Annotated in this window: 16 protein-coding genes; 4 read left to right on the top strand and 12 right to left on the bottom strand. The window is 67.7% G+C overall.

Annotation, left to right across the window (positions count from 1 at the left end; translation table 11 throughout):
• Positions 1-113 precede the first annotated feature (113 nt).
• The 3 genes from VGD28_RS00080 to VGD28_RS00070 form a co-directional block, all read right to left on the bottom strand.
• Entirely contained in the window at positions 114-3,320 is a 3,207-nt protein-coding gene (locus VGD28_RS00080; protein WP_331026283.1) for a TonB-dependent receptor domain-containing protein, read from the bottom strand.
• A gap of 206 nt (positions 3,321-3,526) precedes the next feature.
• Entirely contained in the window at positions 3,527-4,699 is a 1,173-nt protein-coding gene (locus VGD28_RS00075) for an acetyl-CoA C-acetyltransferase (RefSeq protein WP_331026282.1), read from the bottom strand.
• A gap of 29 nt (positions 4,700-4,728) precedes the next feature.
• Positions 4,729-5,781, bottom strand: a complete 1,053-nt coding sequence (locus VGD28_RS00070; protein ID WP_331026281.1) for an alpha/beta hydrolase — start codon at positions 5,779-5,781, stop codon at positions 4,729-4,731.
• 23 nt (positions 5,782-5,804) lie between these two features.
• Here VGD28_RS00070 and phaR point away from each other — a divergent pair, with 23 nt between their 5' ends.
• Both phaR and VGD28_RS00060 read left to right on the top strand, forming a co-directional pair.
• The gene (gene phaR, locus VGD28_RS00065; RefSeq protein ID WP_331026280.1) at positions 5,805-6,353 is read left to right on the top strand and encodes a polyhydroxyalkanoate synthesis repressor PhaR; all 549 of its coding nucleotides are present in this window, start codon (positions 5,805-5,807) and stop codon (positions 6,351-6,353) included.
• 38 nt (positions 6,354-6,391) lie between these two features.
• Entirely contained in the window at positions 6,392-7,687 is a 1,296-nt protein-coding gene (locus VGD28_RS00060) for an amidohydrolase family protein (RefSeq protein WP_331026279.1), read from the top strand.
• A 100-nt stretch (positions 7,688-7,787) separates the two neighbouring features.
• Here VGD28_RS00060 and VGD28_RS00055 read toward each other — a convergent pair whose 3' ends face one another.
• Positions 7,788-8,621, bottom strand: a complete 834-nt coding sequence (locus VGD28_RS00055) for a methyltransferase (protein ID WP_331026278.1) — start codon at positions 8,619-8,621, stop codon at positions 7,788-7,790.
• Between the two features lie 18 nt (positions 8,622-8,639).
• Between VGD28_RS00055 and VGD28_RS00050 the strand changes: the two genes are divergently transcribed.
• Positions 8,640-8,858: a hypothetical protein gene (locus VGD28_RS00050; RefSeq protein WP_331026277.1), complete on the top strand. Its 219-nt coding sequence runs from the start codon at positions 8,640-8,642 to the stop codon at positions 8,856-8,858.
• On the opposite strand, the gene VGD28_RS00045 is transcribed toward VGD28_RS00050, so the two are convergent.
• From VGD28_RS00045 to VGD28_RS00035, 3 genes are all read right to left on the bottom strand, one after another.
• Positions 8,855-10,027, bottom strand: coding sequence for an aspartyl protease family protein (locus VGD28_RS00045; protein WP_331026276.1), 1,173 nt, complete (start codon positions 10,025-10,027; stop codon positions 8,855-8,857). The genes VGD28_RS00050 and VGD28_RS00045 overlap by 4 nt on opposite strands.
• A gap of 109 nt (positions 10,028-10,136) precedes the next feature.
• Positions 10,137-11,675: a CpaF family protein gene (locus VGD28_RS00040; RefSeq protein ID WP_331026275.1), complete on the bottom strand. Its 1,539-nt coding sequence runs from the start codon at positions 11,673-11,675 to the stop codon at positions 10,137-10,139.
• Positions 11,676-11,713: 38 nt separating this feature from the next.
• Positions 11,714-12,910, bottom strand: coding sequence for a hypothetical protein (locus tag VGD28_RS00035; RefSeq protein ID WP_331026274.1), 1,197 nt, complete (start codon positions 12,908-12,910; stop codon positions 11,714-11,716).
• 112 nt (positions 12,911-13,022) lie between these two features.
• Here VGD28_RS00035 and VGD28_RS00030 point away from each other — a divergent pair, with 112 nt between their 5' ends.
• On the top strand, positions 13,023-13,505 hold the full coding sequence (locus VGD28_RS00030; protein ID WP_331026273.1) for a DUF6265 family protein: 483 nt from the start codon (positions 13,023-13,025) through the stop codon (positions 13,503-13,505).
• Positions 13,506-13,563: 58 nt separating this feature from the next.
• On the opposite strand, the gene VGD28_RS00025 is transcribed toward VGD28_RS00030, so the two are convergent.
• The 5 genes from VGD28_RS00025 to atpA all read right to left on the bottom strand — a co-directional run.
• Positions 13,564-13,821, bottom strand: a complete 258-nt coding sequence (locus VGD28_RS00025) for an ATP synthase F1 subunit epsilon (protein WP_331026272.1) — start codon at positions 13,819-13,821, stop codon at positions 13,564-13,566.
• A gap of 123 nt (positions 13,822-13,944) precedes the next feature.
• Positions 13,945-15,471, bottom strand: a complete 1,527-nt coding sequence (gene atpD / locus VGD28_RS00020; RefSeq protein ID WP_331026271.1) for a F0F1 ATP synthase subunit beta — start codon at positions 15,469-15,471, stop codon at positions 13,945-13,947.
• 31 nt (positions 15,472-15,502) lie between these two features.
• Positions 15,503-16,114, bottom strand: coding sequence for a hypothetical protein (locus VGD28_RS00015; RefSeq protein WP_331026270.1), 612 nt, complete (start codon positions 16,112-16,114; stop codon positions 15,503-15,505).
• Between the two features lie 4 nt (positions 16,115-16,118).
• Positions 16,119-17,000, bottom strand: coding sequence for a F0F1 ATP synthase subunit gamma (locus VGD28_RS00010; RefSeq protein WP_331026269.1), 882 nt, complete (start codon positions 16,998-17,000; stop codon positions 16,119-16,121).
• A 101-nt stretch (positions 17,001-17,101) separates the two neighbouring features.
• Positions 17,102-18,568: F0F1 ATP synthase subunit alpha (gene atpA, locus VGD28_RS00005; protein WP_331026268.1), on the bottom strand; the 1,467-nt coding region annotated here is incomplete at its 5' end.

Here is an 18,568-nt window from a genome sequence, read left to right as displayed (position 1 = left end):
CGTCATGGACGGCGCGGCCCCGTTTTGGTTGGCGCTCGCAGCGAACCGCGGCGGGCAAAAAGAAAGGGCCGCTCCCGAAGGAGCGGCCCTCGCTGTTGGAAGCCGTGGCCGGATTACATCCGGACGCGGAAGCCAGCGTAGAAGTACCGGCCGGTGACCGGCCAGATACCGCTGCCGGCACCGGTGCCGGTGGCGCCGAGCGGCGGCAGCGTGTCGAAGATGTTATCGACGCCGATGTAGAAGCGGTACTTGTTGTCCGCGACCTTAAAGCCGAGCTGCATGTCGTGGTACCACATCGCCGGATACCACGGATCGGCGATGACGTCGCCATTGGTCGGCTGACGGCCCTGATGGGAGAACTGCGTTTCCCACGTGAACACGGTCTGCTTGCCGACATAGCGCAGATCGTAGCCGAGATCCCAGGTCGGGAAGTTCAGGTTGGCGCTGAACTGGCCCTGCCATTCCGGATCGCCGAGCGTGCCGTTGATACGGTCCGAACGGCTCGGGTTGGTGATGTAGGTGAACTGCTCACGCTCGGCCAGCCAGCTGAAGAAGGCGCGTGCACTGAACGTGCCCTCACCGAAAGCGCGCGTCGTGTAGTTCACGTCCACGTCGATGCCCGAGGTCTTCAGCTTCGCATAGTTGAACGGAACCTGGAGGAAGCCGGTGCCCTGGGTCTGGTTGTACGGCGGGCCAAGCAGGTTGAAGTCGGGGAAGCCGTCGAAGCGGCGGCCCGCCTGACCTGCGAAGGTGCCGTTGACCATCGGATCAGACGACGAGCGACGGAAGACCACCGCGCAGAACGGGTTGTCGATGCCGACGGGGTCGTCATAGCAGCGATCGATGATCGCCTGACCCGTCAGGCTGTTGATCGCCTTCTTGATCTCGATGTTGTAGTAATCGACCGTAACCGTCAGACCGCGCACGAAGCTCGGCTGAAACACCATGCCCGCGGTGAAGCTGTGACCAACTTCGGGCTCGAGGTTGATGTTGCCCTGCGAGACGCCCTGGATGCCCGAGGACGGAGCGTTGACCCACGGGCGGGTCGAGCCGTCCGGCAGGGTGATCGTCGTCGGGACGCCGGCCGCGGCGCAGTTGCGGGCGCGGTTGGGGTTCGAGTTGATCGGGGTGCCCTGGCTGCAAGGATCGACCAGGTTGTTCGCGAAGGTGACGCCCGGCGTCGCATAGACGTCCGAAAGGTCAGGCGCGCGGACCGACTTCGCATAGCCGGCGCGGAAGCGCAGGTCGCGGATCGGAGCCCAGACGGCGCCGACATTGTACGCCCAGACTTCCTTTGGCGAGTTGCTGTACTTCGAGACGCGGCCCGAGCCTTCGATCGACAGCTCGTGGAAGAACGGCATGTCGGCCAGCAGCGGGAGGCGGAGCTCCGCAAACGCTTCCTTCACGTCGATCGCGGGCGGATCGAAGGTAGCGAAGCCGTTGAGGAAGGTCGCACCCGACTGGGTCACGTCGTCATAGTCCGAATAGGCGTCTTCACGACGATATTCGGCACCGAGCACCATGCTCACCGGGCCGCCGGGGAGCTTGAAGAAGCCCTCGGTGTCCGCCGAGACGAAGCCGACGAAGTTGAGCTGCTCGGCCCACTGCTTGCGCCACGAGGTGTGGAGCACATAGGCGAGGCCATCCGGCGTGGTCGACGGCGCGCCCTCACCGAACACGTTCAGAGGGCGGCAGTTGGGATCGTCGTTGGTCGTGCTGGCGTCGGCGTTGACGCGGCAGACGATCTGGCCCGCAGGGTTGCGGACTGCGTTCACGGCGCGGTTGAACCTCGCGACATTCACGTTGCCGCCGGTCTCGTAATAGGTCTCGGTGCGGCCGAAGTTGCCCGCGATTTCGTAGCGGAGGTTGCCGGTATCCGACAGGTCGCCACGGAAGCCGCCGACGATGCGGAACGTCTTGCGCTCGTGATCCTCGGAACGGGTGCCGATGTCGTTGTTGAAGCGGAAGAAGGTGAACCCGCCCGTGTCGTAGTTTGCGGTGCCCGGAGCATAGCCCATGATCGTACGAATGGCGTTGCGCGCCTGCGTCGTCAGATAGGGGTTGTCCAGGAAGAACGCCGGCGACAGCGAGCCGTTGATGAAGGTCGGCTGCGTCGAGGTCTGGTTGTTGGTGATATGGACGTACTTGCCCTCGAGGAACACCTCGAACGCCGGCGAGAATTCATACTTGAACAGCAGGTTGGCCGCATAGCGCTCCAGGCCCGGCAGCAGCATGGCGCCTTCGACGCCGGTCGCGCTGCGGCCGCCGAAGCGTCCACCGCCGAGGTAGCGCAGGTCGAGCGCGGGGTTGTCACGGACGAGCGTGCCGTCCGGATTGAACACCCAGCCGTCCGAGAGCAGGCCGCCGGTGTTCGGACCGGTGGTCGCGAGCGCGCCGCGCATGCCGGTGCAGACTGCGGCGATACGGGCGGCGACGATCGGGTCGGCCGAGGTCAGCGCAGGGCAGCTGGTCTGGACCATGCCGCCGAGCGAGATGATGCCGAAGCGGTTGCCCGACGAGCCGATGCCGCCCGGGAAGAAGGTCTGATCGGGGATGCCGTCGCCCATGCCGGTTTCGTTGGCGCTGAACTCCGACGCGAAATAGCCGGGCAGGCCATTGACGGCACCGGTCTGCTCTTCACGATCGGTGAACAGCAGCGTCTTCGACCGGGCATATTCCCCGGCGATCGCGATGTTGCCGCGGCCCTCGGCGAAATTGGTGCCCCAGATCACGCCCAGGCGCTGCGAATCACGGTCGCTGCGGCTCGAGATGCCGCCCTGGCCGACGATCTCGAGGCCCTCATAATCCTGCTTGAGCACGAAGTTCACAACGCCGGCGACGGCGTCCGAACCGTAGGTGGCCGAGTTGCCGCCCGTCACCACGTCGACGCGCTCGAGCAGCTGCACCGGGATGGTGTTGACGTCGACGCCGTACGAGCCGGGGGTCGAGTTGACGTGACGGCGGCCGTTGACGACGACCAGCGTGCGGGCAACGCCCAGGCCGCGAAGGTCGATCAGGTTGAGGCCGGCGGTGCCGATGAAGCGGGTCGAGTTCGCCTGGCTGTACGTGCTGCGCAGCGACGGCAGCTGGTTCAGCGCGTCGCCCAGCGAGAGGTTGCCTGAATCGGTCAGCTCTTCGACGGTGACGCTGGTCACCGGAACCGGCGTGTCGATGCCGGGACGGACGATGCGCGAGCCGGTGACGACGACGTCCTCGGTGGTCTCGGTCTCGTCACCAGTGTCCTGCGCACTCGCGACATGCGGAAATGCGAACGCGGCGCTGGCAAGCGCCGTCGCCGTCAAAAAGCGGCTCAGTTTCATGTGTGCTGCCCCTAATATGGTTCCGGCCCCTGCCGGAATGTCACTATTGAAACCGCCCGTTCATGCTGTGGCAAGCTAAACAGTCACGAACCAGCCACTTCAATGTCTCGCTGTTGCAACAAAGTCACATGACGCGGGACGCTGCGACATTTTTGACCATATTCAGGGGGAGGGGCTTTGCATTTGCTACGCGATGTGCGGGCCTGTCATCGCTCCACGCACATCGCGATGCCCATGCCGCCGCCGATGCAGAGAGTCGCGAGACCCTTCTTCGCGTCGCGGCGCCGCATCTCGTAGAGCAGGGTGGTGAGCACGCGCGCGCCGCTGGCGCCGATCGGGTGGCCGATGGCGATCGCGCCGCCGTTGACGTTGACCTTGTCGGGGTCGAAGCCGAGTTCCTTGCCCACCGACAGCGCCTGTGCGGCGAAGGCCTCGTTGGCCTCGATCAGGTCGAGATCGGCGACGGTCCAGCCGGCCTTCTCCAGCGCTTTCTTCGACGCCGGGACGGGGCCGATGCCCATGATGGACGGGTCGACGCCCGCGGTCGCCCAGCTGCGAATCGTGGCGAGGATCGGTGTGCCGCGCTTCTCGGCCTCCTCGCGGCTCATCACCACCAACGCGGCGGCGCCGTCGTTGAGGCCCGAGGCGTTGCCCGCGGTGACGGTGCCGTCCTTCTTGAAGGCCGGGCGCAGGCCGGCGACGCTGTCGAGCGTCGCGCCGGCGCGGATATATTCGTCCTGATCGACCACGGTGTCGCCCTTGCGGCCCTTGATCGTGACCGGCGCGATCTCGTCCTTGAAGCGGCCTTCGCTGCGCGCTGCCTCCGCGAGGTTCTGCGAGCGGACGGCGAATTCGTCCTGCTCGCCGCGGGTCACCTGATATTGCTCGGCGAGATTTTCGGCGGTGATGCCCATGTGGTAGCCGTTGAACACGTCGGTCAGGCCGTCCTTGATCATCGTGTCGACCAGGCCGACGTCGCCCATCTTGGCCCCGACGCGCAGCGACTGGGCGTGCGCGGAAAGCGACATCGATTCCTGCCCGCCCGCGACGACGATCGTCGCGTCGCCGGTCTGCACCGCCTGCGCCGCGAGCGCGACCGCGCGCAGGCCCGAGCCGCACACCTGGTTGAGGCCCCAGGCGGGGACTTCCTTGGGCACGCCCGCGGCCATCGAGGCCTGGCGTGCCGGATTCTGGCCCTGTGCGGCGGTGAGCACCTGACCCAGGATCACCTCCGACACTTCCTCGCCCTTGACTCCAGCCTGCGCGAGGGCTGCCTCGATCGCGATGCGGCCGAGCTCGTGCGCGGGGGTCGCGGCGAAGGCGCCGAGGAAGCTGCCGACGGGGGTGCGCTTGGCGGCGGTGATCACGACTTCGGTCATTGGGATGCGACTCCTGCTGGGTTTGAGGGCTATCTAAGGCCGGCGAGCCAGTCCGCCAATGGGCGCCACAGCGCCTCCTTCGCCGACGAGCCGACCATCATCCCGACATGGCCCAGCCGCAGCTCGCGCCGGTCGGGCAGGCCCGCGGCGCTGGCCGCGGGGACGATGCGGTCGGTGAGCGAGACGAACTCGACCGTGGGGCAGGGCAGGGTGGCGGGATCGGCGACCGCTCCCGCCACGCGCCATCTGCCGCGGCCGGGCAGGTCGGCAGTGAACAGGTCGTCGAAGATCTGCCGGCCCGCGGCATAGGTGAGCGGCGCGCCGGCATTGGCCCAATCCTCCATCGCGACGAAGGACCTGGCGGCTGCGCTCGCCGGATCGAGGCGGCCGAAGCGCTCGTACTTGGCGATGGTCCGCGCAGGATCGAGCTGCCAGAAACTGGCCTGGAGCACCTCCATCGGGACGAGGCCGAGCCGGTCGCAGGTTTCGTGCGCGCCGTCCCACAGCTGCCCGATCCGCTCGATCGCATCGGGGCCGAAGCCGGAGAATCGCCACGGCGCGGCGATCAGCGCGAGACCGCGCACCGGCACGGCGGCGGCCGCAGCCATCGCCAACGTCCCGCCAAGGCAGTAGCCGGCGAGCGCGGCGGGCTCGCCGATGCTGCGCAGCAGCGGGACCAGCATGTCCTCGATATGCTGCGCGACGTCCTGCGCACGATCTTGCGGGGTCGGCGTGCCCCAGTCGACCAGCAGCGGCCGCACGCCCTGCCGCGACAGCCAGCGCAACAGCGAGCGGCGATAGGGCATGTCGAGGATCAGCGGCGGGTTGATCAGCGAGGGGACGAACACGACCGGCCGCCCGGCGCCGCCATAGTCCCGCAGCACCGCCCGCCCGGCGCGTGCCACCACCGGCATCGGCCGGCGGGAGCGGGGACGGCGCGCGGCCTGATAGGCGGCGAGGCCTGCAAGCGCCGCGGCGCGCCGTTCGGGCGATGTTGCGGTTTCGCTGCGCAGCAGTGCCAGAAAGAGAGGAAGCGGGCGAGGCCCGTGTTGCGGTGCGGTATCAAAGGGTGTTAGGGACATGACAAACACCCGCGGGGGTCCAGATGAAGAAAACGGCGAATACCGACGGCCCGGTCATCATCAAGAAGTACGCGAACCGGCGCCTCTACAATACCGAAACCTCGTCCTACATCACCCTCGATCATCTCGCTGCGATGACGCGCGAGGGCCGCGACTTCAAGGTCGTCGATGCCAAGACCGAAGAGGACATCACCCATAACGTCCTCACCCAGATCATCATGGAAGAGGAAGCGCGCGGCCAGACGTTGCTGCCGGTGAACTTCCTGCGCCAGCTGATCGCGCTCTACGGCGATTCGATGCAGGCGGTGGTGCCGGGCTATCTCGAAGCCTCGATGGACAGCTTCCGCCGCAACCAGGCGCAGTTCAAGTCGGCAGTCGAGGGCGCCTTCGCCAACTCGCCCTTCGCCGAGATCGCCAAGCGCAACATGGCGATGTTCGAGGCCGCGGCCGAGGCGTTCAAGCCGGGCGCGCCCGGCGCCGCTGTGGCGCCCGAGACGAGCAAGGACGACGAGATCGCCGCGCTGAAGGCGCAGCTCGCCTCATTGCAGGACAAGATCGACAAGCTCGGCTGACCTTCATAGTCTCCCCGGAAACGAACCGGGGAGATTATATGAAGACCTTGGCTGCCCTGACCGCGGCGATGCTGCTCGCGGGTGCTGCGCATGCGCAAAGCGCGCAGGTGGATCGCTATATCCATGCCGGCAAGCTGCTCGACCGGCCGGGCCAGGCGCCGCGCGGGGCGAGCACGATCGCGGTGAAGGGCGGCAAGATCGCCGGCGTCTATGACGGCCATGTCGCGCCGCTGGGCGAGGCGCCGGTGATCGACCTCAAGGACCGGACGGTGCTGCCCGGGCTGATCGACAGCCATGTCCATCTGGGTTCGGACCGCGCAGGGCAGGAGGGGCTGCTTGCGGGGTTCACCGAGAGCAAGCAGATGGGCGCGTACGAAGCGTTGTGGAACGCGCAGAAGACGCTGCTGGCGGGCTTCACCACCGTGCGCAATCTGGGCGACGAGGGCGCGACGCTGGCATTGCGCGATGCGATCGCGCGCGGCTGGGTGAGCGGGCCGCGCATCATCGATGCGGGGAGGGGCGTGTCGACCACCGCGGGGCATGGCGATTACCGGCTCGGCGTCGTCGAGGAGCTGCACGAGGCGATCGGCACGATGAACTTGTGCGACGGCGCGGACGAATGCCGCAAGGCGACTCGCGCGCAGATCGGCCGCGGTGCCGATGTGATCAAGATCGCCACCACCGGCGGGGTCAACAGCCGGATCGGCGCGGGCCTGGGCAAGCAGATGTTCGATGAGGAAGCCAGGGCGATCGTCGAGACCGCGCGCCTCTATGGGCGCAAGGTCGCGGCGCACGCGCATGGCGCCGACGGGATCGCGGTGGCGCTGCGCGCCGGAGTCGATTCGATCGAGCATGGCACGCTGATCGATGACGAGAGCATTGCGCTGTTCAAGAAGACCGGTGCCTATTACGTGCCGACGCTGTCGACCGTGAACGGCTATCTCGAGCGGATCGCCAAGGACCCCAACGCCTATCCGCCCGAGGTGCGCGCCAAGATCGACTGGCGCATCACGATCACCGGCAAGGCGCTGGAGAAGGCGGTGCCGGCGGGCGTGAAGATCGCGTTCGGGACCGATGCCGGCGTCTCCAAGCACGGCCGCAACGCGGACGAGTTCGAGCTGATGGTCAAGCACGGCATGACGCCGATGCAGGCGATCCAGGCGGCGACGGTCAACGCCGCCGACCTGCTCGGCCTGGCCAAGGAGGTCGGCAGCATCGAGCCGGGCAAGAGCGCCGACATCATCGCGGTGAGCGGCGATCCGCTGAGCGATGTGCGGGTGCTGAAATCGGTTGGCTTCGTGATGCGCGCAGGGGTGGTACACAAGGGGCCGTAGAATAAGTCGTCACCCCGGCGAAAGCCGGGGTCTCGCGAGGCAGGCTGTTGGGCAGGAGCCGCATGAGGCCCCTGCTTTCGCAGGGGCGACGGATCGGCGGTCAGCTTGCAGGCTTCCTGAACTTGAGGGTCATGCGATCGCTCTCGCCGATCGCTTCGTACTTGGCGCGGTCGGCGTCCTTGAGGGCATAGCTTGGCGGCAGGGTCCACACGCCCTTGGGCCAGTCGGCAGTGTCCTTCGGGTTGGCGTTGATCTCGCTCTCGCCGGCCAGCACGAAGCCGGCATCGGCGGCGAGCTTCTTGATCGTCGAGACCTTGATATAGCCGCTGGTCCGTTCGCGCTCCGCGTCCGCGTTCTCGGGCAGGCGGTGGTCCTCGATGCCGAGCGTGCCGCCGGGCTTGAGCATCGCGAAGATCTGCTTGAACGCCTCCGGGGAATAGTCCGCCTTGTCCTCGCGCTGATAGCCCATCCGCCAGTTGTGCACGTTGCGGAAGGTGAGCACGACGTCGACGCTGTTGTCGCGGATCTTGGGCTCTCCCTCATTCCACACCGGGAAGGCGGCGAAGGCGATCTCGCCATAGGTGGTCGAATCCTTCTGGCGGAGAGTCTGCACGCCCTTGATGCCGTTTGGCCAGGGCGCGGCTGCCCACAGCGTGCCGCGGCCCTTCTTGAGATAGGGCGCGAGGATCTCGGTGTACCAGCCGCCGCCGGGCCACAGCTCGACCACGGTGTCGGTGGGCTTCACGCCGAAGAAGGCGAGCGTCTCGGCGGGGTGACGATATTTGTCGCGCGCGGTCGCCGCTGGCGTGCGGGTGGAGGCGGCGACCGCTTCCTTCAATTCCGGGCTGACGGCGCTCGACTGGGGTGCGCCGGCCGCGGCTGCGCCGATCAGTGCGGTGGCGGCTATGGCCGTGAAGGTCAGGGTGTTGCGCATTCGGGGCTCCTCTCCGATATGGCGACGATTGGTGAAGCGGAGCGTGCGGCGATGCAAGTGCCGTTATGGATTGGCGTGGGCACGTTCGTCGCGGTGGCGGCGGGAAGCGGGCTGGCCGACTGGCGGCGGACGAAGCGGCGCAACCTCGATCGGGTCGGCTGGATGCCGTGGACGCTGATCCAGGTGATGGCGATGCTGGGCGCGGTGGTGACCGCCGCGCTGGCGATCAAGGGTTAGTAGAAGCGCGCGAGCGTCAGGCTGCGCTCGCCGCCGTCGCACAATTGCAGGCGAACGATCCGGCCGGGCGTGCCAGTCGACCAGCTTGCGAGCGGGCTGGCGGCATAGGCGGCGGGAATCGGCGATCCATCGACGGCGCAGATCTCCATGCCCGCATGCCACTCCGCCTCGGCGGGGCTGCCGCGCATGACGTGGAGGACGCGCAGCCGGTCGCCGCGCTGGCCGACCATCAGCCCGCTGGTCGAGCGCGTCACCGGCCAGTCGCTGCGCGCGGCGGGCGCGAGGACCATGCGGCCCGCGCCGGGATCGAGCAGCACGCGATGCCGCCGCAGCAGGCCCCCGCCGAGCCGTCCGGCCGCGCCCTTTCGGCCCGAAAAGCCCGTATCCGGCTCGATCCGCAATTCGACCTCGTTGGCGGGGAGCGCGGCGATGCGCAGCGCGGGGACGATCGTCACCTCGCTCTCGACCTGTCCGCCCATGCCCCAGGCGATCGCGGTGGTGACGGCGCCGCCCGGCTGCTCGATCCCGCGCCAGGCGGTGCGGGTGAGCGTGACCATGCTGCCGTCGCCGGTATCGACGATCATCGGACGGTGCCTGCGCCCGCCCAGCTCCAGCTCGCTGAGATAGAGGCCGGCCGGGCCGGCAAGACGCAGCGGCGCGGTGACGCCGCGGAACGGCAGCCGGCCCGACGGGAGCAAGCGAAAGCGCTGCGCGTCGTAATCGATCTCGAGCGCGTGCGCGGCGAGCAGATCGCCGCCGACGAACAGATCGACCGGCGCAGCGCCGGTGACGCGCGGATCGGCGTCGATGATGGCGATCCGTCCGCCGGTGCGGACGAGGCCGCCGACCTCGATCCGATCGACCGCGCCCCAGTTGAGCGCAACGCTGCCGCCGATCGCATCGGCCTGTCCGGGCACGAGCGGCTTCATCCCGGCCGCGCGGGCGAAGCGTGCCGAGACGGCGGTGTCGCTGACGCCGGTATCGAGGATCGCATCGACCCAGCGGCCGTTGAGCAGGGTGCGGAAACGGATCTGGTTGCCCGCGGTAAGCTCGAACGGCACCCAGCGCGCTTCAGTGTCGGTGGCGAGATGCGACGCAGGGGGCGCGGCCTGCACGTCGGACGCAGGCGTCAGCAGTGCCAGCAGGGCGAGGGCGAGGGCGAGGGTCATGGCCGCGCGGACATCCATGGGCGCGAGCGTATCGCACGCGCGGGCAGGCACCAGCGGTTGCGGGCGTGGTTAATGTCCCGTTTGCAAACGTCCGGTTGCGGGCGAGCGATCAGAGGCACGCCTCGAGAAGCGCCTGATCGAAGCCGAACGAACGCGCCTTTTCGAGCGTGTAGGGGCGCAGGCCCATCGAGCGGTACTCGCCGATGATCTTGCCGTCGGCGCTCTCGTCGAGATACTCGAACTTGAACAGCTCCTGCGTCACGATCACCGGGCCCTCCATCCCGATCACCTCGGTGATGTTGGTGACGCGGCGGCTGCCGTCGCGCAGGCGCTTGACCTGAACGATGAGGTCGACCGAGTCGGCGATCTGGCGGCTGATCGCCTCCTTCGGGATCTTGATGTCGCCCATCATCACCATGTTCTCCATGCGGCCGAGGCATTCGCGGGGGCTGTTGGAGTGGAGCGTGCACATCGAGCCGTCATGGCCGGTGTTCATCGCGGACAGGAGGTCGAAACACTCCGATCCGCGGATTTCGCCGAGGATGATGCGGTCCGGGCGCATGCGCAGCGCGTTCTTGACGAGGTCGCGGATCGTGATCTCGCCCTGACCCTCCAGGTTCGGCGGTCGGGTTTCGAGCGGGAGCCAGTGCGGCTGCTGAAGCCGGAGCTCGGCGGCGTCCTCGATCGTCAGCACGCGCTCGCCGGGGTCGATCATCTTCGACAGCGCGTTGAGCATCGTCGTCTTGCCCGAGCCGGTGCCGCCCGAGATGACGATGTTGAAGCGGCTGGCGCCGGCGATCTTGAGCATCGTCGCCATCTTGGTCGACATCGAGCCGAAGCCGGCCATCATGTCGAGCGTGATCGGCTTGTCGGAGAATTTGCGGATCGAGATCGCCGTGCCGCGCAGCGACAGCGGCGGGACGATGACGTTCACGCGGCTGCCGTCCTTGAGGCGCGCGTCGGCGAGCGGGGTGGTCTGGTCGACGCGGCGGCCGACCGAGTTGCAGATGCGCTGCGCGATCTGGAACAGGTGCTCCTCGTCGCGGAACTGGATGTTGGCGAGCTCGAGCTTGCCCTTGCGCTCGACGAAGGTCTGCTCCGGGCCATTGACCATGATATCGCTGATCGCGCTGTCGGCGAGCAGCTCCTCGAGCGGGCCGAGGCCGAGCAGCTCGTCGACCAGCACCTTTTCGAGCGCGAACTGCTCGCGCCGGTTGAGCGTCAGCTTGAGCTCGGCCAGCACCTCGCCGATGATCGGGCGGAAGTCCTCGGCCAGCTCGTCCTTGTTGAGCGTCGCCGCAGCTTCGGGATCGACGCGTTCGAGCAGGCGCGGGAGCACCTGTTCCTTGATGCGGTGGATCGAGGCCTCGAACCCTTCGACGCGCGAGCTGCCGGCGTCGCCGCTTGCCGCCTGGCGATCGGCGAGGCGCTGCATCGCGTCGGTCGTCGCGGCTGGCGGGGACGCGGCGGGGTCTGCGGGTACCTGGCTGGCGCCGGGCAGGGGGACGTCATGAAAGGGCGGGAACTGCTCGCCGCCCATCGGCTCCGGCCGCGCGGGACCCGGCCCGTGCATGGGGCGCGCCACACCGAACGATGGACGTACGGGCGTGCCCCCGCTTCCTCCGCTCCTCCGTCCAAACGCACTCATTCCACCACCCACTTTCCCGGCCGTCGCAACACGCAACGCTAGGCCGAAACCTTTGAAATTTGACTAACCACATTGCGTGCGTGGCCCTGGGCCTGCGCGGGCGCGTTCGACTTTCCCCCGCGCACCAGTCCGGCGAGCAGGAAGGTGCCGGCGATCGTCGCCACCGCGCCCAGTGCCGCGGCACCCTGAAAGCCGCTGAGATAGGCGAACAGCGCCAGCGCCGACCCGGCCTGCACCAGCAGCGCCGCGGCGCGCGCATCAGGACGGGCGAGAGCCAGCAGGATCGCGATCACGTCCGCGAAGAAGAAGAAGCGCTCGTGCATGCGCGGCAACAGGCCGCAGACGATCAGCGGCGCGAGCGCAGCAGCAGCGAGCAGCACATCCGCGCCGGCGCGGGCGAGGCGCGGCGTGAGCAGGACGAGATACAGCAGGGTGGCGCCAACCGCCGCCGCGAAGGCAAGCCAGGTCAGCGGATGCACCAGCGAGGGGGAGAGGAGCGGCTCGACGATCGACCACAGGTTCGGGGCGTTGAAGGCCAGCCCGTCGTTGTGGCCCGCCTGCCGGAAATAGACCATCGCCAGGTCGCGCGGCGGCCAGCCCATCGCCACGGCGGGCAGCAGCGCGGCGATCGCGGTGAGCGGCGCCAGCGCCCAGAGCCGCAGCGGAACGCGCCGCGCGAGCACCAGCGCGAGGAAGAAGGGCGCGGCGAAGGCTGCCTGAGCCTTGATCGCGAAGGCCAGGCCGCACCAGGCGAACATCGCGGCGTGACGGCGATCGATCGCCGCAGCGGTCGCCATCACCAATGGCGCCGCCCACCAGGCGTCGCACTGGCCCATCAGCCCCGCATTGATGACCACCGAGGGAAGCAGCGCCACTACCAGCGCCTTGCGCCCCGGCGACGGGACCCCGAGCCGCAGCAGCAGATGCCGCGCGGCAAGGGTGAGCATCAGCGTGCCGAGCATCGAGACGAGCTTGATCACGCTCGCATCGGGCATCCAGGCCGCCAGCGGGGACGCCGCCGCGAGCAGATAGAGATAGGGCGGCATGTAGTTCGAGAAGGGCGTCGCGAAGGCTGCGACCGGCCCGGTCGCGCGGATATGGGCGAGCCATGGCAACAGGAACTCGCCCATGTCGACGGTGAGCAGCGGCCACCACCAGACGTGAATCAGCACGCCGAGCCCCAGCACCAGCAGGGACGTCCAGAATTCGGCGGTGCGCAGCGAGCCCGGAACCATTGCCGCGGCTGTAATGGCGCATGGTTTACGACTCGTTGAGGCACTTGCCGCATCTGGACGCGCGCCGCTGCCTGGCGAATAGTCGCACGCCGGGCATCAGGGAGGGGGCGGCATGTTCGGATGGAAGCGACTGGACAGGCGCGGCGTGCGCGCGTGGTACGCAGCGGCGGGCATGTCGGCGCTCCTGCTGCTCGGCGGCGCAGCGCCCGTGGACGCCGAGCCCGGCTGGCTGCAGGGCGAATGGTGCACGGCGGTGGAGAAACGGCGCCAGACCTGCGAGCTATGGGGTCCGGTGCGCGGCGCGGCGATGCTGGGAACGAGCCAGACGGTGCAGGATGGCAAGACGCGCGACTTCGAGTTCATGCGGATCGATCTGTCGGGCGAGACCGCGGTGTTCCACGGATCGCCGCGCGGCGGACCGGCGGTCGCGTTCCGCGCAACCCGGCACGAGCCACGGTCGATCACCTTCGTCAACCCGTCACACGATTACCCGCAGCGCATCGAATACCGGCGGAGCGGCGACACGCTCACCGCGGAGATCTCGCTCGCCGATGGGAGCAGGGCGATGCGGTGGCACTACCGGCGGATGCGGTGAACGCAAAAAGGCCGCGGGTCGCCCCGCGGCCTTCTTCATTTCGTCCGGGCGAACCGGCTTACTCGGCCTTTTCGGCGAGGACCGTCAGGCCGTTCTCGTTCACTTCGGCGAAGCCGCCTTCGATGCGGACGATCTCGGGCGCGTTGTTGCCCGCGGTCTTGTAGATTTCGAGATTGCCGTCGCGGATCGTGGACATGAAGGGCGAATGGCCCTCCAGCACGCCGAAGTCGCCCTCGGTGCCGGGAACGACGACCATATGGACTTCCTCCGAGCGGACGAGGCGTTCCGGGGTGACGAGTTCAAAGTGAAGCGGCATTTTTCTTCTTCCTAGCCCCTCCCCTTCAGGGGAGGGGTTGGGGTGGGGACGTATTCACGCTCTCCACCCTATCACAACTGCCCCACCCCAACCCCTCCCCTGAAGGGAGGGGCTTAGGCAGGATCACGCTTCGGCGGCCAGCTTCTTGGCCTTGGCAACGACGTCGTCGATTCCGCCGACCATGTAGAAGGCCGCTTCGGGCAGGTGGTCATACTCGCCGTTGACCACCGCCTTGAACGACTTGATCGTGTCCTCGATCTGCACAAACGCGCCGGGGATGCCGGTGAAGACCTCGGCGACGTGGAAGGGCTGGCTGAGGAAGCGCTGGATTTTCCGCGCACGGGCGACCGTGAGCTTATCCTCTTCGCTCAGCTCGTCCATGCCGAGGATGGCGATGATGTCCTGCAGCGACTTGTACTTCTGCAGGATCGACTGGACGGCACGCGCGGTGTCGTAATGCTCCTGGCCGACGACGCGCGGCTCGAGCACGCGGCTGGTCGAGTCGAGCGGGTCCACCGCCGGGTAGATGCCCAGCTCCGAGATCGCGCGGTTGAGAACCGTGGTCGCGTCGAGGTGGGCGAACGAAGTCGCCGGCGCCGGGTCGGTCAAATCGTCCGCGGGGACGTACACGGCCTGCACCGAGGTGATCGAGCCCTTGTTGGTCGAGGTGATGCGCTCCTGCAGCGCGCCCATGTCGGTCGACAGGGTCGGCTGGTAGCCCACGGCCGACGGGATGCGGCCGAGCAGCGCCGACACCTCGGCGCCCGCCTGGGTGAAGCGGAAGATGTTGTCGACGAAGAAGAGCACGTCCTGGCCTTCGACGTCGCGGAAATACTCGGCGATCGTCAGGCCCGACAGCGCGACGCGGGCGCGGGCGCCCGGCGGCTCGTTCATCTGGCCATAGACCAGCGCCACCTTCGAGCCTTCGCTGATCGCATTTCCGTCGGTATCCTTGGCGATGACGCCCGCGTCGAGGAACTCGTGATAGAGGTCGTTCCCCTCACGGGTGCGCTCGCCGACGCCCGCGAACACCGAGGTGCCGCCATGGCCCTTGGCGATGTTGTTGATCAGCTCCTGGATGAGCACGGTCTTGCCGACGCCGGCGCCGCCGAACAGGCCGATCTTGCCGCCCTTGGCGTACGGGGCGAGCAGGTCGATGACCTTGATGCCGGTGACGAGGATCGCGCTCTCGGTCGACTGGTCGACGAACAGCGGGGCCTCGGCATGGATCGGCGCCTTGAGGTCGGTCGCTACGGGTCCGCGCTCGTCGATCGGCTCGCCGACGACGTTGAGGATGCGGCCGAGCGTCGCCGGGCCGACCGGCACCTGGATCTGCGCGCCGGTGTTGGTCACCGCCTGGCCGCGGGTCAGGCCCTCGGTCGAGTCCATCGCGATGGTGCGGACGGTGTTCTCGCCGAGATGCTGGGCGACCTCGAGCACGAGGCGGTTGCCGTTATTGTCGGTCTCGAGCGCGGTGAGGATCGCCGGCAGCTCGCCGTCGAACGCCACGTCGACGACCGCGCCGATCACCTGCGCGATGCGGCCCGTGCCGGCTGCGGCGACGGGCGCCGCGGCGACGGTGGCGTCTGCCTTGGGCTTGGCCGCGCGGGGCTTCCGGGCGGGCTTTTCTGCGGGGGCTGCGGTTGCCATGTCTATTGTCCTTGCTTGGCGAATGCTTCGATCAGGGTTGCTGGGTGTTCTGCACCGCCGCTTCGGCCGGGGCCGTAACGGGCAGTCGCTGGAAAGTCACGGCGATGCGGCGGGGACTTTTGTCCTTCTCCACCGCGACGGCCACCGGGAAGTTCCCGATCAGGCCGCTGGCGTCCCGCTCGTTGACGACCGCCTTGGCGATCGCGTCGAGCGTAACTTTGTCTTTGACGCCATACTGAAACAGGAAGGCGTTGACGATGTCGGTAAAGCGCTGCTTCGCGGTATCTGAATTCGCGTCGTCGGTGAGCGCGAGCACAAAGGTAATATGCTCGATCGTCGCCGCTATCTTGCCGGTTACTTCGACCGTCCCGCTGTTCGGATGTGTGGCATCCGACTGCGAGAGGGTGATCGCCGCACCTTTCGCCGCGAAGCTCTCGTCGGCCTGTCTCCGATAGTTATCGAGACGGTAGCCGAACTGGTTGAGCTTTGCGATCGTCTCCGGTGGAAAGGTGAAGGCGGGCCTGAGGTCCCCTGCCTTCTCCACCGCCGCATTCTCCGGCGCAGCGGCGTTCGACCCGCCGGGCTGCGCATTGCAGCCCGCGAGTGCGGTCGCGGCGAAGAGGAGGAGGGCGGCGCTACGCATCGACTTAGAGCGCCTCGGCGCCCGAGATGATCTCGACCAGCTCGGTCGTGATCGCGGCCTGACGGGCGCGGTTATACTGGATCGACAGGCGCTTGATCAGGTCGCCGGCGTTGCGCGTGGCGTTGTCCATCGCGGTCATCTTCGACCCCTGCTCCGACGCGGCGTTCTCCCGCATCGCGCGGTAGAGCTGGATCGCGACGTTGCGGCCGAGCAGGTCGGCGAGGATCTCTTCCTCGCCCGGCTCGTATTCGGTGACGGCCGAAGCGGCGGCATCGCCCTCCGGCGCCGCGGGGATCGCGACCGGGATGATCTGCTGCTCGGTCGGCTCCTGCGTCAGCACCGACTTGAAGTTCGAGTAGAACAGGTGCGCGACGTCGAACTCGCCGGCCTCGAAGCGGGCGATCAGATCGTCGGCATAGCCGCGCGCATCGGCGAAGACGAGCTTGCCGAGGTCGCCCGGCTCGATCGAATGGTGCATGTCCTTCGGGAACAGGCGGTTCAGCACCGCGCGGCCCTTCTTGCCGATGGTGTAGAACTTGACCGTCTTGCCTTCGGCCGCCAGCTCCAGCGCGCGGCGGCGCGCGAGGCGGGCGATGTTGGTGTTGAACGCGCCGGCGAGGCCTTTGTCCGAGGTCGCGACGACGAACAGATGGACCTGATCCTTGCCGGTGCCGGCGAGCAGCTTGTGCGAGGCCTCGCTGATCGTCACCTTGCTGGCGAGCGAGGCGACGACGGCTTCGAGGCGCTGGGCATAGGGACGCCCGGCCTCGGCCGCTTCCTGCGCGCGGCGCAGCTTGGCGGCGGCGACCATTTTCATCGCCTTGGTGATCTTCTGCGTCGACTTCACCGAGCCGATGCGGACCTTGAGGGCTTTCAAACTAGCCATCGTCTTCCTTCAACCTCGTCATCCCAGCGCACGCTGGGATCTCGTGCCACAAGCCGCTCGCCCGCGGCGGGAGACCCCAGCTTTCGCTGGGGTGACGGCTATTACGCGAACGTCTTGCCGAACGCTTCGAGCGCGTCCTTGAGCTTGGCCTTGGTGGCGTCGCTCAGGTCCTTGCTGTCGCGGATGTCCTTGAGGATGCCGGCGTGCTTCGAGCGCATCTCGGCGAGCATCGCGGCCTCGTAGCGGACGACGTCCTGCGTCGGCACGCTGTCGAGATAGCCGCTGGTGCCGGCGAAGATCGACACGGTCTGCTCCTCGAACGGCAGCGGGCTGAACTGCGGCTGCTTGAGCAGCTCGGTCAGGCGCGCGCCGCGATTGAGCAGCTTCTGGGTCGAGGCGTCGAGGTCCGAGCCGAACTGGGCGAACGCCGCCATCTCGCGATACTGGGCGAGCTCGAGCTTGATCGAGCCCGACACCTTCTTCATCGCCTTGGTCTGCGCCGACGAACCGACGCGCGACACCGACAGGCCGACGTTGATCGCCGGGCGGATGCCCGCGAAGAAGAGGTCGGTCTCGAGGAAGATCTGGCCGTCGGTGATCGAGATCACGTTGGTCGGGATATAGGCCGACACGTCGCCCGCCTGGGTCTCGATGATCGGCAGCGCGGTGAGCGAGCCGTTGCCGTTGGCGTCGGTGAGCTTCGCCGCGCGCTCCAGCAGGCGGCGGTGGAGATAGAAGACGTCGCCCGGATAGGCTTCGCGGCCCGGCGGGCGGCGCAGCAGCAGCGACATCTGGCGGTAGGCGACGGCCTGCTTGGACAGGTCGTCATAGGCGATCAGGGCGTGCAGGCCGTTGTCGCGGAAATATTCGCCCATGGCGCAGCCGGCGAACGGCGCGAGGAACTGCATCGGCGCCGGATCGGACGCGGTGGCGGCGACGACGATGGAGTATTCCATCGCGCCCTGCTCTTCGAGCACCTTGACGAACTGCGCGACGGTCGAGCGCTTCTGGCCGATGCAGACATAGATGCAGTAGAGCTTCTTCGACTCGTCGCCGGTAGCGTTCACCGTCTTCTGGTTCAGGAAGGTGTCAATCGCGACCGCGGTCTTGCCGGTCTGGCGGTCGCCGATGATCAGCTCGCGCTGGCCGCGGCCGACCGGCACCAGGCTGTCGATGGCCTTGAGGCCGGTCTGCATCGGCTCGTGCACGGACTTGCGCGCGATGATGCCGGGCGCCTTCACCTCGACGCGCTTGCGCTGCGCATCCTTGATCGGGCCCTTGCCGTCGATCGGGTTGCCGAGCGCGTCAACGACGCGGCCGAGCAGGCCCTTGCCGACGTTGGTCTCGACGATGGCGCCGGTGCGCTTGACCGTGTCGCCTTCCTTGATGGCGCTGTCGTCACCGAAGATGACGACGCCGACGTTGTCGCTCTCGAGGTTGAGGGCCATGCCCTTCACGCCGCCCGGGAACTCCACCATCTCGCCGGCCTGGACCTTGTCGAGGCCGTAGACGCGCGCGATGCCGTCGCCGACCGAGATCACCTGGCCGACCTCCGCGACGTCGGCGCC

Source organism: Sphingomonas sp. (genome assembly GCF_036402235.1).
Taxonomy (GTDB): Bacteria; Pseudomonadota; Alphaproteobacteria; order Sphingomonadales; family Sphingomonadaceae; genus Sphingomonas.
This window is presented reverse-complemented; position numbering and strand designations above follow the sequence as displayed.

Excerpts from the sequence above, each read along its gene's own strand:
- atpD (WP_331026271.1), bottom strand. The coding sequence starts at position 15,471 with ATGGCAACCGCAGCCCCCGCAGAAAAGCCCGCCCGGAAGCCCCGCGCG.
- VGD28_RS00015 (WP_331026270.1), bottom strand. The coding sequence starts at position 16,114 with ATGCGTAGCGCCGCCCTCCTCCTCTTCGCCGCGACCGCACTCGCGGGC.
- VGD28_RS00080 (WP_331026283.1), bottom strand. The coding sequence starts at position 3,320 with ATGAAACTGAGCCGCTTTTTGACGGCGACGGCGCTTGCCAGCGCCGCG.
- VGD28_RS00025 (WP_331026272.1), bottom strand. The coding sequence starts at position 13,821 with ATGCCGCTTCACTTTGAACTCGTCACCCCGGAACGCCTCGTCCGCTCG.
- VGD28_RS00010 (WP_331026269.1), bottom strand. The coding sequence starts at position 17,000 with ATGGCTAGTTTGAAAGCCCTCAAGGTCCGCATCGGCTCGGTGAAGTCG.
- VGD28_RS00030 (WP_331026273.1), top strand. The coding sequence starts at position 13,023 with ATGTTCGGATGGAAGCGACTGGACAGGCGCGGCGTGCGCGCGTGGTAC.
- VGD28_RS00070 (WP_331026281.1), bottom strand. The coding sequence starts at position 5,781 with ATGTCCCTAACACCCTTTGATACCGCACCGCAACACGGGCCTCGCCCG.
- VGD28_RS00040 (WP_331026275.1), bottom strand. The coding sequence starts at position 11,675 with ATGAGTGCGTTTGGACGGAGGAGCGGAGGAAGCGGGGGCACGCCCGTA.
- VGD28_RS00055 (WP_331026278.1), bottom strand. The coding sequence starts at position 8,621 with ATGCGCAACACCCTGACCTTCACGGCCATAGCCGCCACCGCACTGATC.
- phaR (WP_331026280.1), top strand. The coding sequence starts at position 5,805 with ATGAAGAAAACGGCGAATACCGACGGCCCGGTCATCATCAAGAAGTAC.
- VGD28_RS00050 (WP_331026277.1), top strand. The coding sequence starts at position 8,640 with ATGGCGACGATTGGTGAAGCGGAGCGTGCGGCGATGCAAGTGCCGTTA.
- VGD28_RS00035 (WP_331026274.1), bottom strand. The coding sequence starts at position 12,910 with ATGGTTCCGGGCTCGCTGCGCACCGCCGAATTCTGGACGTCCCTGCTG.
- VGD28_RS00060 (WP_331026279.1), top strand. The coding sequence starts at position 6,392 with ATGAAGACCTTGGCTGCCCTGACCGCGGCGATGCTGCTCGCGGGTGCT.
- VGD28_RS00075 (WP_331026282.1), bottom strand. The coding sequence starts at position 4,699 with ATGACCGAAGTCGTGATCACCGCCGCCAAGCGCACCCCCGTCGGCAGC.
- VGD28_RS00045 (WP_331026276.1), bottom strand. The coding sequence starts at position 10,027 with ATGACCCTCGCCCTCGCCCTCGCCCTGCTGGCACTGCTGACGCCTGCG.